The sequence below is a fragment of the Mesorhizobium sp. M0077 genome, assembly GCF_040322955.1.
In the GTDB taxonomy this organism is placed as follows: Bacteria; Pseudomonadota; Alphaproteobacteria; order Rhizobiales; family Rhizobiaceae; genus Mesorhizobium.
On sequence record NZ_JAMYUL010000004.1, the window covers coordinates 170278 to 183993 of the forward strand.

General features: G+C 63.2%; 12 protein-coding genes and 1 tRNA gene. 12 read left to right on the forward strand and 1 reads right to left on the reverse strand.

The features are described 5' to 3' along the window. Window positions 1–170: 170 nt before the first annotated feature. Window positions 171–1982 carry a methyl-accepting chemotaxis protein gene (locus NKJ57_RS10585; protein ID WP_352510627.1) on the reverse strand — a complete coding sequence of 604 codons (1812 nt, stop codon included), beginning with the start codon at window positions 1980–1982 and terminating at the stop codon, window positions 171–173. A 332-nt stretch (window positions 1983–2314) separates the two neighbouring features. On the opposite strand from NKJ57_RS10585, the gene NKJ57_RS10590 reads away from it, so the two are divergent. The 12 genes from NKJ57_RS10590 to NKJ57_RS10645 all read left to right on the forward strand — a co-directional run bounded on the left by NKJ57_RS10590 (window position 2315) and on the right by NKJ57_RS10645 (window position 13646). Then, on the forward strand, window positions 2315–3217 hold the full coding sequence (locus tag NKJ57_RS10590; protein WP_084026274.1) for a D-alanyl-D-alanine carboxypeptidase family protein: 903 nt from the start codon (window positions 2315–2317) through the stop codon (window positions 3215–3217). 416 nt (window positions 3218–3633) lie between these two features. Continuing rightward, window positions 3634–4536 (forward strand): DUF1003 domain-containing protein, encoded by a 903-nt coding sequence (locus NKJ57_RS10595; protein WP_023703727.1) that lies wholly within the window; start codon window positions 3634–3636, stop codon window positions 4534–4536. Between the two features lie 161 nt (window positions 4537–4697). Continuing rightward, window positions 4698–4774, forward strand: a tRNA-Arg gene (locus NKJ57_RS10600). A gap of 223 nt (window positions 4775–4997) precedes the next feature. Further along, entirely contained in the window at window positions 4998–5300 is a 303-nt protein-coding gene (locus NKJ57_RS10605) for an acylphosphatase (RefSeq protein WP_488377148.1), read from the forward strand. Window positions 5301–5457: 157 nt separating this feature from the next. Continuing rightward, window positions 5458–6111, forward strand: a complete 654-nt coding sequence (locus NKJ57_RS10610; RefSeq protein WP_352510628.1) for a Rieske 2Fe-2S domain-containing protein — start codon at window positions 5458–5460, stop codon at window positions 6109–6111. Next, a complete protein-coding gene (locus NKJ57_RS10615; RefSeq protein WP_352510629.1) occupies window positions 6108–6953 on the forward strand; it encodes an aromatic ring-hydroxylating dioxygenase subunit alpha in 846 nt (281 codons plus the stop codon). Before NKJ57_RS10610 ends, NKJ57_RS10615 begins: the two co-directional genes overlap by 4 nt. Further along, window positions 6950–7609, forward strand: coding sequence for a glutathione S-transferase family protein (locus NKJ57_RS10620; protein ID WP_352510630.1), 660 nt, complete (start codon window positions 6950–6952; stop codon window positions 7607–7609). The genes NKJ57_RS10615 and NKJ57_RS10620 overlap by 4 nt, the downstream gene beginning before the upstream one ends. A 1-nt stretch (window position 7610) precedes the next feature. Beyond that, window positions 7611–8990 (forward strand): amidohydrolase, encoded by a 1380-nt coding sequence (locus NKJ57_RS10625; RefSeq protein WP_352510631.1) that lies wholly within the window; start codon window positions 7611–7613, stop codon window positions 8988–8990. 26 nt (window positions 8991–9016) lie between these two features. Then, window positions 9017–10114, forward strand: coding sequence for a BMP family ABC transporter substrate-binding protein (locus tag NKJ57_RS10630; RefSeq protein ID WP_352510744.1), 1098 nt, complete (start codon window positions 9017–9019; stop codon window positions 10112–10114). Window positions 10115–10117: 3 nt separating this feature from the next. Beyond that, window positions 10118–11641 carry an ABC transporter ATP-binding protein gene (locus NKJ57_RS10635; RefSeq protein ID WP_023671210.1) on the forward strand — a complete coding sequence of 508 codons (1524 nt, stop codon included), beginning with the start codon at window positions 10118–10120 and terminating at the stop codon, window positions 11639–11641. Further along, on the forward strand, window positions 11638–12738 hold the full coding sequence (locus tag NKJ57_RS10640) for an ABC transporter permease (protein WP_023671209.1): 1101 nt from the start codon (window positions 11638–11640) through the stop codon (window positions 12736–12738). Before NKJ57_RS10635 ends, NKJ57_RS10640 begins: the two co-directional genes overlap by 4 nt. Next, complete coding sequence (locus NKJ57_RS10645) at window positions 12735–13646, forward strand: ABC transporter permease (protein WP_023710456.1); 912 nt, start codon at window positions 12735–12737, stop codon at window positions 13644–13646. The genes NKJ57_RS10640 and NKJ57_RS10645 overlap by 4 nt, the downstream gene beginning before the upstream one ends. The last annotated feature ends 70 nt before the right edge of the window (window positions 13647–13716 follow it).

Below are 13716 nucleotides of genomic sequence, written 5' to 3' on the forward strand. Positions count from 1 at the left end.
GGCATTTTGCATCAGGGCGATTTTTACCCTCCCCCTTGTGGGGAGGGTCGGCGAGCGATCGGAGCGAAGCGGAGATCGATCGACGGGGTGGGGGTAGCGCCCTACGAGGAGCCCCCCCCCCCAACCCCAACCCGCGAGACAACCCTCCCCACATGGGGGAGGGTGGGCGCCTACTGCCGCTTATACTCGCGCACCGGCGACTTGGTGCCGTCGGTGTAGGTGACCTGCACCGCCATCGACGTCACGTTGTCGGCGACCTTGAAGTAAGGCTGGTAGTCATAAGGAATGGCGTACGGGTCCTTCTTGTCGCAAGGCGGCAGCTTGATCTCCCTGTCGAGCGCCGTGCCGTTCAGGCTGTAGCGCACCTCCTTGATGCCGCAGCGGAACGACAGCATCTGGGAGAAATAGACCAGGCCATGATTGCCGCTGGCGTCGAAGGCGATCCACGACGTCCAGAACTGGTCGAGGATCTGTTTGTTGCCCTGTTGCAGCGCTGCGTCCGGATCGAAACTTATGTTGAACGGCCCGGTCTCGCGGCCCCTGAGATCGAGATACTTGACCCCGATGGTGGTGGCCGTGGTGCTGTCGGGCAATTCGAAGCTCGGATTGGGCATCGGCTTGCCGGTGCGCTGGTCGTTCATCGCCATCAGCCCGGTGTCGGTGAACGGACCTGACACACCCATGCGCCAGGAAATGCCGGTCGCGGCCTCGGGCAGCGAGATGGAGATCGTCCAGCCGGCATTGGAGCGCATCGGCGTCAGCGTCGGGGCAAAGCGTGCTGGGTCGAGCACGTCGCCAAGCGCCGTCAGGCGGGTACGGCTGCGGTCGAGCCAGTCGGCGAGCTGCGTCTGGTCGACGAAATATTTGAGCAGCCCGCCTTCCTTTTCATAGGAGACGAACCTGGTCAGCGCCTCGGCCTCGCTGCGCTTGTCGGACAGCGACTGGACGCCGAGGCGATCCTCGGAAAACTCCTGCGCGAGCAGGTAATAGGCCGGTGCGAAATCCGGATTGGCGGCGATGAAGGCGTTGAGCTTGTCGAGACGCTGGGCATCGTCGAACTGCAGGATATGGACCAGCTTGATCGACAGCGCCTTGGCCTTGTCGGCCAGGGCGCCGAACACTTCGCGGGCGCCGGCCTTGCCGTCCTGCACGCGCAGCAGGGTGGCGAAGCGTGTGTAGGGATCGACGGCGTCGACGTCGAAACCGGCGAAAGCGAGATAGGAGCGCCGCGCATTCAGCATGTCGCCGGAAAGCTCGTAGACGCGGGCATTGTGATAGAATTCGTCCGGCCGCTTCGGCTCGGCGATCGTCCCGCCCTGCGCGGCCAATGCGGCAAAGCCCTTGGCGATGGTGTCGATCGAGGCGGCGATCTGCACGGTGGTCGCCTGAAGCTTATCCGCCTGCTCGGCCTGTTTCTGCTGGCCGGCAGCTAGCGTTTCGGTCGTCTGCTTGACCGCCTCTACCGACTTTTGCGTCTGCGCGCCCTGCTCAGCCTGCTGCTGCTGGGTCGACGCAATTTCCTCGGTCTTCTTCGCCACCGCGTCGGTCGATTGCTTGACCTGGTCGACCGCCAGCTTCGTCTCGGTTACCGTTCGCTCGATCCTGGCCACCCTGGCCGAGACGATGCCCATCTGCTGCTGCAACTGGGCGATGGCCGGCACCAGGCCGGCGATCACACCGTTCTGCGAATTGGTCTGCTGCTGCAGGCCATAGACGCCGCCGGCGACGGCGGCAGCGCTGGTGGCAAAGATCAGCGCCGGCAGCGCCTTGGCGGCCAGCACCAGCCGCAGAACGATGGCAATGGCGATGATGGCTGCGGCAACCGAAGCGACCAGCGCGATATAGGCGGCGAACGGCGCCAGCGGATTGAGGATGTCGGAAGCAGCGCCGCCGATGAAAGCGACGCTGCCGACCCATTTGCCGGTGCGGCTGAGCGAAGCCCTGATAAGAGATGGCGCAGCCGCGCCGATGTCACCGGTCATTGTCAAATCCCCCAAGCAATTGCCGCCTCTATAGCAGCACCGCGACCCCGCAGGCAAAACAGGACAGGAAGCAGGCGATTTCGGGCGGGTGGGCGGATGTCGAGGTTGCCGTTTCAGCGCCGATGATTGGCGAAGCCGAAGCGACATCTGATCTCCCCCCTTGCGGGGGAGATTGGCAGCGTCATCGGCAGCTCCGCCGTTAACCAAATGGACGAACACAATGGGTTAGGCTAGGTTCCGGCCCTCTCAGCAACGCCGGACTTGCCTTGCCAAACTTCCATTTCCCCTCCCTCGTCCAAAAATTTCTCGCAGCCCTCCTGCTGGTTGTCTTCATGGCCGGCTGCAGCACCACCGCGCCGCCCGACAGCGTGCTGGCGGTGCCGGCGCCGCAGGAGAAATATGCCGCCATCGTAATCGATGCCGGCAGTGGCAAGACGCTGTTCGAAGTCAGTTCGAGGGCGCAACGCTATCCGGCGTCGCTGACCAAGATGATGACGCTGTACCTGCTGTTCGAGGCGCTGGAGTCCGGCCGCGTCTCGAAGGAAACGCAGATCCCGGTCTCCGACAATGCCGCCCGGCAGCCGCCGACCAAATTGCGCTTCAAGCGCGGCGAGAGCATCGATGTCGATTCGGCGATCCGGGCGATCGTGGTCAAGTCGGCCAATGACGTGGCGGTGGCGGTGGGCGAATATCTCGGCGGCTCGGAGGACCAGTTCGCCGCCATGATGACGTCCAAGGCGCGCCAGATCGGCATGAGCAGCACCGTCTTCCGCAATGCCTCCGGCCTGCCCGACGATGGCCAGCACACATCGGCGCGCGACATGGCGACGCTGGGGATGGCGCTGCGCGCCCGCTTCCCGCAGCAGTTCCACTATTTCTCCGAAAGCGACTTCATGTTCCGCGGCCGGCTGGTGCGCGGCCACAACGACATGCTCGGCCGGGTGCGCGGCGTCGACGGCATCAAGACCGGCTATATCAGGGCATCCGGTTACAATATCGTCACGTCCTACAATGCCGACGGCCGGCATCTGATCGTGGTGGTGATGGGCGCCGACAGCGCTAGGCAGCGCAACGACCATGTCGAAGCGCTGATCCAGCGCAGTCTGTCGCCCGCCATGGCCGATACGAAGACGCGGCTGATGTTTGCGGGAGATCAGCCGGCCGCGTCGCCCGGCCTGCCGCCGCCTGGTTTGCCGGCGCAGGGGTCGCAGTTGCCTGGTTTACCGCCGCAATAGAACCGTCGTTGGGTGGAGGAACTCTGAAACGCCGGCGGACAGCACCCCCCCCTGGCCTGCCGGCCATCTCCCCCTCAAGTGGGGAGATTAGCAGCTTCGGCGTCTCGCCTCTTTTTCGTGTTTGGCAAAGCCATGGCGACATCTGATCTCCCCCCTTGAGGGGGAGATGTCCGGCAGGACAGAGGGGGGTCGTGAAGGATCGCTGCCTCATCTTAACTCTGCAGCAGGCGCAACAGCACTTCGGCGGTCTGGTTGCCGAGCAGCAGGCGAGCGAGGCCCCGGGGGGCTGCGCCGCCACAGGCAATTGCAGCAGGCATTCATCACAAGCGCTTGCACAAGCCCCCAATCTTCACCGCCACAGTGGCTATGGCGTGCCGGCTTGGCGTATCGTGGGCGCGACAGCAGGAGCCGGCATCATGAGCCCAAAACCATCCGAACAGGCCGACAATGAAAACGACAGCGGCGGCGAGTATTTCGAGGCGCCGCCCGCCCACGACGCCGAACTGGTTGCCGACGAGGCGCTGGAAGCGCCCGATGTGCCGGACTCCGAACCTCATGGCCGCCTTAAGCCGAAGCGGAAACCATCGGCGATATCGGGCCGCAAATTCCGCAAGCGTGACCTGGTGCGCATCGACGACCTCAGGCCGAGCCTGGCCGACCGCATCCGCTCCGATCATCCCGACCTGCCGCGCGGCGCCCGCATCAGCCGCGAGGAGCTCGGCCGCTACCGCATGCGCTACATGGAGGAGCTACTGCAGCAGGAGCATGGCGAATTCTCCGAGCTCGACCGCCAGGTGGTCGAATCGATCGCCAGGCAGGACACGATTTCGGAAAACTCGGAAGAGGAGTTCGAGGAGCACCGCTCGTTCGCCGACCGCGTCTCCGACAACATGGCGGCTTTCGGCGGCAGCTGGTGGTTCCTGATCTCGTTCGGCAGCGTGCTTGCGGTGTGGATCGGCATCAATTTGATCGCGGGCGTGAGCAGCGCCTTCGACCCCTACCCCTTCATCCTGCTCAACCTGCTGCTCTCCTGCATCGCCGCCATCCAGGCGCCGATCATCATGATGAGCCAGAGACGGACGGAGGCCAAGGATCGCCTGCGCTCGTTCAACGACTACCGGGTCAACCTGAAAGCCGAGCTGGAAGTGCGCCATTTGCACGAAAAGCTCGACTATCTGATCTCGCGCCAATGGACGCGGCTGGCCGAAATGCAGCAGATGCAGCTGGATGCGATGCACGAACTGACCGGCGCGAAGAAGGCGAAGCGGGCGCCGCGCAGGGTGCGCAGGCGGGTGGCGAAGGTGGAGGTGGCGGGGTGAGTCCCGGGCTGAGGCTGCAGGGCGGACGCGAACTTGCCAAGCCCGCGACGTGGCTTCAAAAATATCGCCACGCCAATTGCCCGTTGAAGCCCGGCGCGGCTTCCGCTAAGAAGCCGTGGCTGGCCGGCCTATCGGCTGGTTCGTTTTCAGGTTCCTTGAAGGCACCCGTAGCTCAGCTGGATAGAGCGCTGCCCTCCGAAGGCAGAGGTCACAGGTTCGAATCCTGTCGGGTGCGCCAATCTACCCATGTATTACAATAGCTCAGATAACCCTTAAGCGCGTCACGCTGAACGGATCCATGCGACCCGCTTGAAGTCTTTGTTTTAATGGATGTCGTTGTCCCAGAACCGCGGCACTTCTGGGCGACATGCATGAGTGCCCGGGTCTAGGCACGGGCGATCAGTCGATATTCGGTGTTATTGGCGCGTCGATTACCACTTCCGCCCGTTCAGTCAGACGCTATGCTGCTGACCGTGACACCAAGGCGCGCGTTCGTGATGAAGCAAAGTCAACACCGCTTGCATGAGCGGATGACCATTCGCGGCCACCTCGAACCCGCGTCCTTCCTGCCCTGGATCATGCGCCATGCGGCCAAGCTCGGTCTCGCGCACCACATCGCTCATGCAAGCACCGATCGCATCGAACTCGATATTGTCGGTGCGGCGGAACTGATCGACATGATGGAGATGGGATGTTCGCTTGGGCCCATTGAGGTCTGGGTCGAGACGATCGACCGCGCGCCTGTCGAGCAAAAAAACATATAGCTTTGCGTGTGGTTACCGTCCGTTTGCACCTAATTTAACCAATATTGCAATTGCGAAATAATTATGCATACGTCAGCCGCATCGAGCGGTTCGCCAACTCCTTGCGCCGGCATCTCTCTGGTCGGGAAACAGTGGTATCAGTACGGAAAGTAAGGTCATGCTGTCCGACAAGACGGACACCTGGGTGCCGGTCGCCCTTTCCCAGGATCTGCCAACAGGACAGGTAATGCCGGCGCGGACGCCCGCCGGTCCCATTGCCCTCTGGCGAAGCCAATCGGGGCGCTTGGCGGCATCGGCCGATCGCTGTCCGCATCGCGGCATGCGCCTCTCCCATGGCTTCGTGCGCGGCGAGGCGCTCTCCTGCATCTATCACGGCTGGACCTATTCGCAGGCCGGTCAGTGCCTGCGCATTCCTGCCCATCCCAGCCTCACGCCGCCGGAGACGATTCGCGTTGCGACCCGGTTGGTCGAAGAGGCCGGCGGGATCATCTGGGTCGCTGATGGAGAGCCTGATGGCAACCCACCCCTTTTTGAGGGTTACGTGCCGCTCCGTTCATTGACGGCCCGTGCCGGACATTCGGCGCTCTTTCTCGCTGCCGGTACGAAGGCCACCGTTGAAGGATACGTCTGGCAGGCACCCGGCGCGCCGGCAATTCGCCTGCTGCCTATCCCGCAGGAAGCCGGCGAGACGCTGATCCACGTCCTTGTTCCAGCCGATTGCGATGCGTCCGAGCGCATCGCCGCCTCGCGAGCCGCCGAGAGCCTTCGGCGCATGGCCGAAGGGATCGAGGCGAAAGGGGCTGTGCCATGATCGACGATGCGATGCGCGACGAATGGTATCCGGTCGGGCTTTTCAGCCGGCTCGACCGCTATGGGCGCGAGACCACCCTGATGGACGAGCGGATCAAGGTTGCGCTCGACGCCAATGGCGCGGCGAAAGTGACAGGCGAAAACGGGCGCGTGCTGCCGGTTTCGGTGCGCTATGGCCATATCTGGTCGTCGCTCGGCGAACCGAAGAAACCGGTCTTTCCGATTCCCGAGGCAGACCAGCCCGGGCGCCGCTTCGTCGATGTCGGCGTGGTGCGGGTGCGCTGCTCGCCGCTCCGCGCCGTCGAGAACTTCCTCGACATCGCGCACTTCCCCTTCGTCCATACCGACATCCTCGGCTCGGAGCCGCATACCGAGGTCGAAAACTACAAGGTCGAGATCCGCGAGGAAGAGGACGAGGTCTGGGCGACCCAGGTGAAGTTCTACCAGCCGCAGGCGGCGAAATCCGCGAGCGGAGGTATCACGACGGAATACATGTACCGCGTGCCGGCTCCGACCTGCTCAGTCCTCTACAAGACCTGCCCGCCGCGCCCGGGCGAATGGGATGTCATTGCGCTATTCGTCCAGCCGCTTGCCGAGGATCTCTGCGACGTCTGGCCATGGATGGCGCTTTTCGATGACGAGACACCACTGACCGATCTCATCCATTTCCAGCAGACGATTTTCCTGCAGGACCGCTCGATCCTCGAAAACCAGATCCCGCGTCTTCTGCCGCTCGATCCCGGCATGGAAATCCCGACGCGCGCCGACCTGACCTCGGTCGCCTATCGCCGCTGGCTGAAGCGCCACGATTATACCTACGGCGCGCAATTGGTGGCACAATGAGGCTTTACGACTACGTCCTCTCCCCAAGTTGCTACAAGGTGCGCCTGATGGCGACGCTGTCAGGTGTGAAGCTCGAAATCCGCCCGGTCGACTTCCATCCCGGCGCCGAGCATCGGGGCCCCGAGCTTATGGCTCTTAATCCGGGAGGCTCCATCCCGATCCTTGAAGACGGCGACCTGATCCTGACCGAGTCTTCCGCCATGCTTGGCTATCTCGCCGCGAAGGCAGCACCGGCCTGGCTCGGCAGCGGCGCCCCCGAGGAGACGGCGCGCATCCAGCAATGGCTCTCCTTCTCGCACAGGCTGACCGCCAACCTCGGCGGCGCGCGCCTGCATGAGATGCTGCTGCGCCCCGGTGACATCGGTGCGCTTCAGGCCAATGGCATAGCGGCACTACGTGAGCTGGAAGCCGGCCTCTTCGAACAAAAAATGCGTGGCGACCGGTTTCTCGCTTCCGACCGGCCGACGATTGCCGACATTGCTTGCTTTCCCTATGTTGCGCTCGCGCCCGACGGCGGCGTTTCCCTCGATTCGTATCCCACGATCCGGCTCTGGTCGCGAGCGCTCCGCAGCCTCGACAATTTCATCGAGATGCCCGGTATCCACCGGCTGCACGAGTTGAAGCCCGAACCGCGACCCATGCTGGACGAGGCGTGAGGTGACCGGCTATCTCCTGAAGAATTGCGCAGCGGTCATCACCGACGAGGGCAGGGGTCCGAGCGTCCGGCGCAATGTCGATGTGCTGACGAATGGCCCGCAGATCGAGGCAATCGGGCAAGGCCTGCACAGAAGCGAGTTGCCGGCCGGTACTATCGTGCAGGACGCCGACGGCTGGTTCGTCTATCCCGGCCTCGTCAACACGCACCATCACTTCTTTCAGTGCTTTGTGCGCAACCGTGCCGAACTCGACTGGACGAAGCTGTCGGTCATCGAATGGCTCGACCGGATCTATCCGATCTTCTCCCGGCTCAACGAGGATTGTTTCTACCACGCCTCGATCACGGCGATGGCAGAGATGATAAAGCACGGTTGCACGACGGCCTTCGACCACCAGTACAATTTTCCGCGCCATGCCGGAAAACGGCTCATCGACCGGCAGTTCGAAGCGGCCGATCTTCTCGGCATGCGTTTCCATGCCGGCCGCGGCGGCAACACGCTGCCAAAATCGGAAGGCTCGACCATTCCAGACGAGATGCTGGAGACCACGGACGAATTCATTGCCGACTGCGCACGCCTCATCGACACTTATCACGACACCAGTCCCTTCAGCATGCGTCAGGTCGTGGTCGCTCCCTGCCAGCCGGTCAACTGCTACCGCGAGACCTTCGTGGAATCGGTTTCGCTGGCGCGTGATCGCGGGGTGCGGATGCACACCCATGTCGGCGAGGGCGAAAGCCCGATCATCGAGGCCCGCCATGGCATGCGTACGGTGGACTATCTCGAGGACCTCGGATTTGCCGGCCGAGACACTTTCTATGCCCATTGCTGGGAGCTGACGCATGACGAACTGCGGCTGATGGCGGCGAGCGGCACCGGTGTCTCGCATTGCCCTGAGCCGGTCTATCTGGTGGGCGCGGAGGTGACTGATATTCCCGCCATGTCCGCCTTTGGCCTGCGCGTCGGTCTCGGCTGCGACGGTGCTGCCTCGAACGACAATTCCAACCTCATGCACTGCATCCATTCCGCCTACATGCTGCAATGCCTGGCGGCCTCGACGCGCGCTCATCCCGTGCCTGCGCCGGTCGATTTCCTCGGCTATGCGACAACGGGCGGGGCCGCGCTTCTGGGCCGCAATGACATCGGCCGACTGTCGCCCGGCATGGCCGCCGACCTCTTCGCGATCGACACGCGCCGCATGGATTATGTCGGCACGCGCCACGATCCATTGAGCCTGATCGCCAAGGTCGGCATCGGCATGCCCACCGACATGACCATGATCAACGGCCGCATCGTCTGGGAGAAGGGTGCGTTTACCGGGCTGAACGAGACCCGGCTTGCTGCGGACGCGGAAGCCGCTTTTGCCGCGGTGGAATTCTAACAACTTAAGACAGGGGAACTGACATGCTGAACTATCTGACCCGCAGAACTCTGATGAAGGGCCTTGCCGCGACAGGGCTTGCCGGCGCGCTTGGCAGCCGTCCCGCCTTTGCGGCCGACGAGCCGCTCGGTATCACGCTCGTGCTCCCGTCGCCGGTCGGCGATGTCGGCTGGGGCCATGCGCTCGCCGCCGGGCTCGAGCCGGTCAAGGCCGCGTACGGCGACAAGGTGAAGATCACCGTCATCGAGAACATCGCCGAAGGGCCGGACGCCGACCGGATCATGAACAAGACCGTCGCCGACGGTAACAAGTTCCTGATCGCCGGCTCATTCGGCTACCAGAATGGTGCACTACAGATCGCCCGCCGCGATCCTGGGGTCACCGTGCTGCATGCCTCCGGCTTCCAGACCGCGCCGAATTTCTCGCCCTTCGCGGCGAAGTATTTCCAGGGCACTTACCTGCTCGGCATAGCCGCCGCGGCTCTTTCCAAGACCGGCAAGCTCGGCTCCGTCTCGGCCTTCGCCATTCCGGAGCTGATCACCTCGATCAACGCATTCACGCTCGGCGCACAGACTGTAAATCCCGATATCGAGGTATCGGTCGTCTGGGTGAACTCCTGGTTCGACCCGGCCAAGGAACAGGAAGCCGCCAAGGCGCTGATGGCACAGAACTGCGACGTGATCTTCTCGAACGCGCAGGACACACCCTCCGTGATCTCGGCCTGCGAGGAGGCTGGCGTCTATGCGTTCAACCTCAATTCGTCGATGAAGAAATATGCGCCGAAGAAATATCTCGGCTGCATCGCGACGGACTGGTCGCCCTTCTTCAAGGCTTCCGTGGATGCCCATCTGGCCGGAACCTTCAAGGGCGCCAACACCTTCCTCGGCGTCGCCGAAAAGGTGGTGGAGGTCGTGGACTGGAACTCAGATATCCCAGCCGACACGATGACGAAGATCAAGGAAGTGGCGGCGAAGATCGCCGACGGCAGCTTCTCGCCCTTCACAGGTCCAATCACCAAGGCCGACGGCAGCGAAGCCGCCGCCGCCGGTGCGACGATAGCGGATCCCGAGATCGTCGCGATGGACTGGCACGTCAAGGGTGTCACCACACCACTGCCGAAGTAAGTCATGACCCCGCCCCTTCTGTCGCTCCGCGGCATCTCGAAGAGCTACGGCCAGATCCGGGCCAACCAAGCCATCGATCTGGACGTGGCGCCCCAATCGATCCATGCGATTCTCGGGGAGAATGGGGCGGGCAAATCGACGCTGATGAAGCTCATCTATGGCGTTGAACAGCCGGACGAAGGCACCGTCGTCTGGAACGGAGAGCCTCTGCGCCTTGCCTCGCCGGCTGAGGCACGGCGCAGGGGCATCGGCATGGTCTTTCAGCATTTCTCGCTGTTCGAGACGCTGACTGTCGTCGAGAACATCCAGCTCGTCGTCCCCGGCGGCAAGGCGGAGCTGGCGGGGCGCATCCGCAGCCTCGGCCAGGATTTTGGCCTTGAAGTGGATCCTCTCGCCGATGTGCACGCGCTCTCGGTCGGCGAACGGCAGCGGGTGGAGATCATCCGCTGCCTGATGACGGACCCGAAGCTGCTCATTCTCGACGAGCCGACCTCGGTCTTGCCGCCGCAGGCGGTGAAGAAGCTGTTCGACACGCTCAGGCGCCTTCGCGACCGCGGCGTGTCCATCCTGTTCATCTCCCACAAACTGGAGGAAATTCGCACGATCTGTGACCAGGCGACGGTCTTGCGTGGAGGGCGCGTTATCGGCACCGTCGACCCGCGCGACTATGATGCGCACGACCTCGCCCGGATGATGATCGGCCGCGACATGCCCGAGGTGATGCCCGCGTTGGCCATGCCCGAGGGGGAGAAGCGGCTGGAAATAATCGGCATGGACTACACGCCGGACGACCCCTTTGCCACGCCGCTCTCCGGCATCAGCCTCACGGTACGATCAGGCGAGATCCTTGGCATAGCCGGAATATCGGGCAATGGCCAAGGCGAGCTTGCCGCGCTTATCTCGGGCGAAGCGATGCTGCTGAAGGAACAACGCGACCGGATTTACATGATGGGCCGCGACGTAGGCGCACTCGATGCGGCCGCGCGCAGGAGATTTGGCTTCGCCTTCGTGCCCGAAGACCGGCTGGGACGCGGCGCGGTCCCTGAAATGTCGCTCGTGCTCAACACCGTTCTTACCGCCCATCCTTTCGATCTCGTGAGGCGCGGCCTCATCAACAGCGCCGGAGCGACGGCTTTCACCAGCGAATGCATCCGTCGGTACGACGTCCGCGCCTCCGGCCCGGATGCCGAAGCGGGCTCGCTGTCCGGCGGCAACTTGCAGAAATTCATCGTCGGTCGCGAGATGATGCTGTCGCCAAAACTGCTTTTCGTGGCGCAGCCGACCTGGGGTGTAGACATTGGCGCTGCATCCGCCATCAGAAGGCGGCTCATCGCGTTGCGCAACCTGGGCGTGGCGATCCTCGTAATTTCCGAGGAACTCGAGGAACTTTTCGAACTCTGCGATTTCATCCAGGTGCTCCATCATGGAATGCTGAGTCCGCCTCTGGTCACGCGGGACACGCGCCCCGAAGACATCGGCAGATACATGATCGGAGCACATGCCTCGCCAGAGAAGGTTCCTGCATGAGCGTTTGGGCCGCGCCGTTCCTCCCCGCGCTCGTCCGCCGGGAGCATGCCTCGCTCGTCGCGGCCATGCTGGCCCCGGCTGTCGCGCTTGGCATGGCGATCATCCTCAATCTGGGCCTTTATGTGCTGATAGGCCGAGATCCGGCGGCCGTCCTGTACGCGATGCTTCTCGAGCCGTTCCTCTCCTGGGCATCGTTTGCGGAGGTGCTGCTGAAGGCGGGGCCCCTTCTCCTCATTGCTCAGGGGCTGGCGATCGGTTTCCGCGCAAAAGTGTTCAACATCGGCGCGGAGGGCCAGTTTATCCTGGGCGCTATTTTCGCCTCGGCGATCCCCGTCTGGTTTCCGCAGGCGACCGGGCAGTGGATCTGGCCGCTGATGCTGCTTCTAGGTGCCCTCGGCGGTGCACTTTGGGCATCTATCACCGCCTTCTGGCGCGTCAGGCTCAATGCGAACGAGATCCTGGTCTCCCTGATGCTGAGCCTCGTTGCGGCGCAAGTCCTCAACTACCTGCTGCTCGGCCCATGGAAGGACCCGGCCGGCTTCAATTTCCCACAATCCGTCATGTTTCAGAACGACGCGATGGTGCCGACCCTGATCACCGGTACCCGCGTCAACGTCTCGCTGCTCATCACACTTGCGCTCTCGCTGGTGGCCTGGGTTTTCATGCAGCGAAGCTTCATGGGGTATAAGCTCAAGGTCGGCGGTCTTGCCCCGCGCGCGGCCGGTTACGCCGGCTTCAGCGAAGGGCGTGCGATTTGGCTATCGCTTCTGATCGGTGGCTTGGCGGCGGGACTGGCAGGCGCGGCGGAAGTCGCGGGGCCGCTCGGCCAGCTGCAGCGCTCGATCTCGACCGGCTACGGTTATGCGGCCATCATTGTCGCCTATCTCGGCGGCTTGCATCCAGTCGGCATCATCTTTTCCGCGCTCTTTATGGCTGTCCTCTATATCGGCGGCGACAATGCGATGGTGTCGGCAAACCTGCCGATCGCCGCCGTCCGCGTCTTCCAAGGCAGCTTGCTGCTCGCCTATCTCGGCGCTGTGGCCTTCGTGCGCTACCGCATCGAGTGGCGCCGCCCCCATCACCTGAGCCAGCCATGAACGCCGTCGAGTTCATTATTTCGGGCATGCTCGCAGCGGCAACCCCCTTTCTCCTTGCCGCACTCGGCGAGTTGGTGGTCGAGCGCGCCGGCGTTCTTAACCTCGGCGTAGAGGGCCTGATGGCCCTCGGCGCGGTGCTCGCGTTCATCGTCGTCTACCACGGCGGTGGACACCTGCTGGGGTTCGTTGCCGCCGGCCTCGGTAGCGCCGTCCTGTCCCTCGTCTTTGCAGTGCTGGCACTCGGATTCCGGGCAAACCAGGTCGCGACAGGCCTTGCGATCGGCATTCTCGGCCAGGGCCTTTCGGCGCTGTTCGGCAAAAGCTACGAGAGCTTGACGGTCAAGGGGCTCCCGAAACTTGCCTTTCCCGGCCTCTCGGAAATCCCGGTAGTCGGCAGGCTGTTTGTCCAGGACGTCGTCGTATGGCTTTCCCTTGCCGTGACGTTTGCGATCTGGGCGATGTTTGCCTATACGAGAGTCGGCCTTGTCGTGAGGGCAATCGGCGAGAATCCCAAGGCAGCCCATGCCATCGGCTATCCGGTCATCGCTATCCGTATCGCGGCCATAGCTTTTGGTGGCATGATGGCGGGTTTTGCCGGCGCCTATGCGGCGGCGGTGTACACGCCCCTTTGGGCGGACGGTATGATTGCCGGACGTGGCTGGATCGCGATCGCACTCGTTGTCTTTGGTACGTGGCTCGCTGGCCGCATCTTCCTGGGTGCCTGCCTCTTCGGTGCGGTTTCGCTGATGAGCCTCGCCGCCCAGGCGACCGGTCTGGACTTGCCATCGCAACTGCTTTCCAGCCTTCCCTATCTCGTTACGATCGTCGTGCTCGGTGTCATCTCGGCGGACCGCCGCTTGCTCAGGCTGAACGGTGTCGCCTCGCTTGGCGAACCCTTCGAACGTTAGCCGGGATGAAAGTGGATTTGCGAAACTCGGCGTAAGTTGAAGAGATTCGAAACGCCAGCGGATGATCGGC

Coding starts and splice junctions, on each gene's coding strand:
- NKJ57_RS10585 (WP_352510627.1), bottom strand. CDS start 1,982: ATGACCGGTGACATCGGCGCGGCTGCGCCATCTCTTATCAGGGCTTCG.
- NKJ57_RS10590 (WP_084026274.1), top strand. CDS start 2,315: ATGGCCGGCTGCAGCACCACCGCGCCGCCCGACAGCGTGCTGGCGGTG.
- NKJ57_RS10595 (WP_023703727.1), top strand. CDS start 3,634: ATGAGCCCAAAACCATCCGAACAGGCCGACAATGAAAACGACAGCGGC.
- NKJ57_RS10605 (WP_488377148.1), top strand. CDS start 4,998: ATGCTGCTGACCGTGACACCAAGGCGCGCGTTCGTGATGAAGCAAAGT.
- NKJ57_RS10610 (WP_352510628.1), top strand. CDS start 5,458: ATGCTGTCCGACAAGACGGACACCTGGGTGCCGGTCGCCCTTTCCCAG.
- NKJ57_RS10615 (WP_352510629.1), top strand. CDS start 6,108: ATGATCGACGATGCGATGCGCGACGAATGGTATCCGGTCGGGCTTTTC.
- NKJ57_RS10620 (WP_352510630.1), top strand. CDS start 6,950: ATGAGGCTTTACGACTACGTCCTCTCCCCAAGTTGCTACAAGGTGCGC.
- NKJ57_RS10635 (WP_023671210.1), top strand. CDS start 10,118: ATGACCCCGCCCCTTCTGTCGCTCCGCGGCATCTCGAAGAGCTACGGC.
- NKJ57_RS10640 (WP_023671209.1), top strand. CDS start 11,638: ATGAGCGTTTGGGCCGCGCCGTTCCTCCCCGCGCTCGTCCGCCGGGAG.
- NKJ57_RS10645 (WP_023710456.1), top strand. CDS start 12,735: ATGAACGCCGTCGAGTTCATTATTTCGGGCATGCTCGCAGCGGCAACC.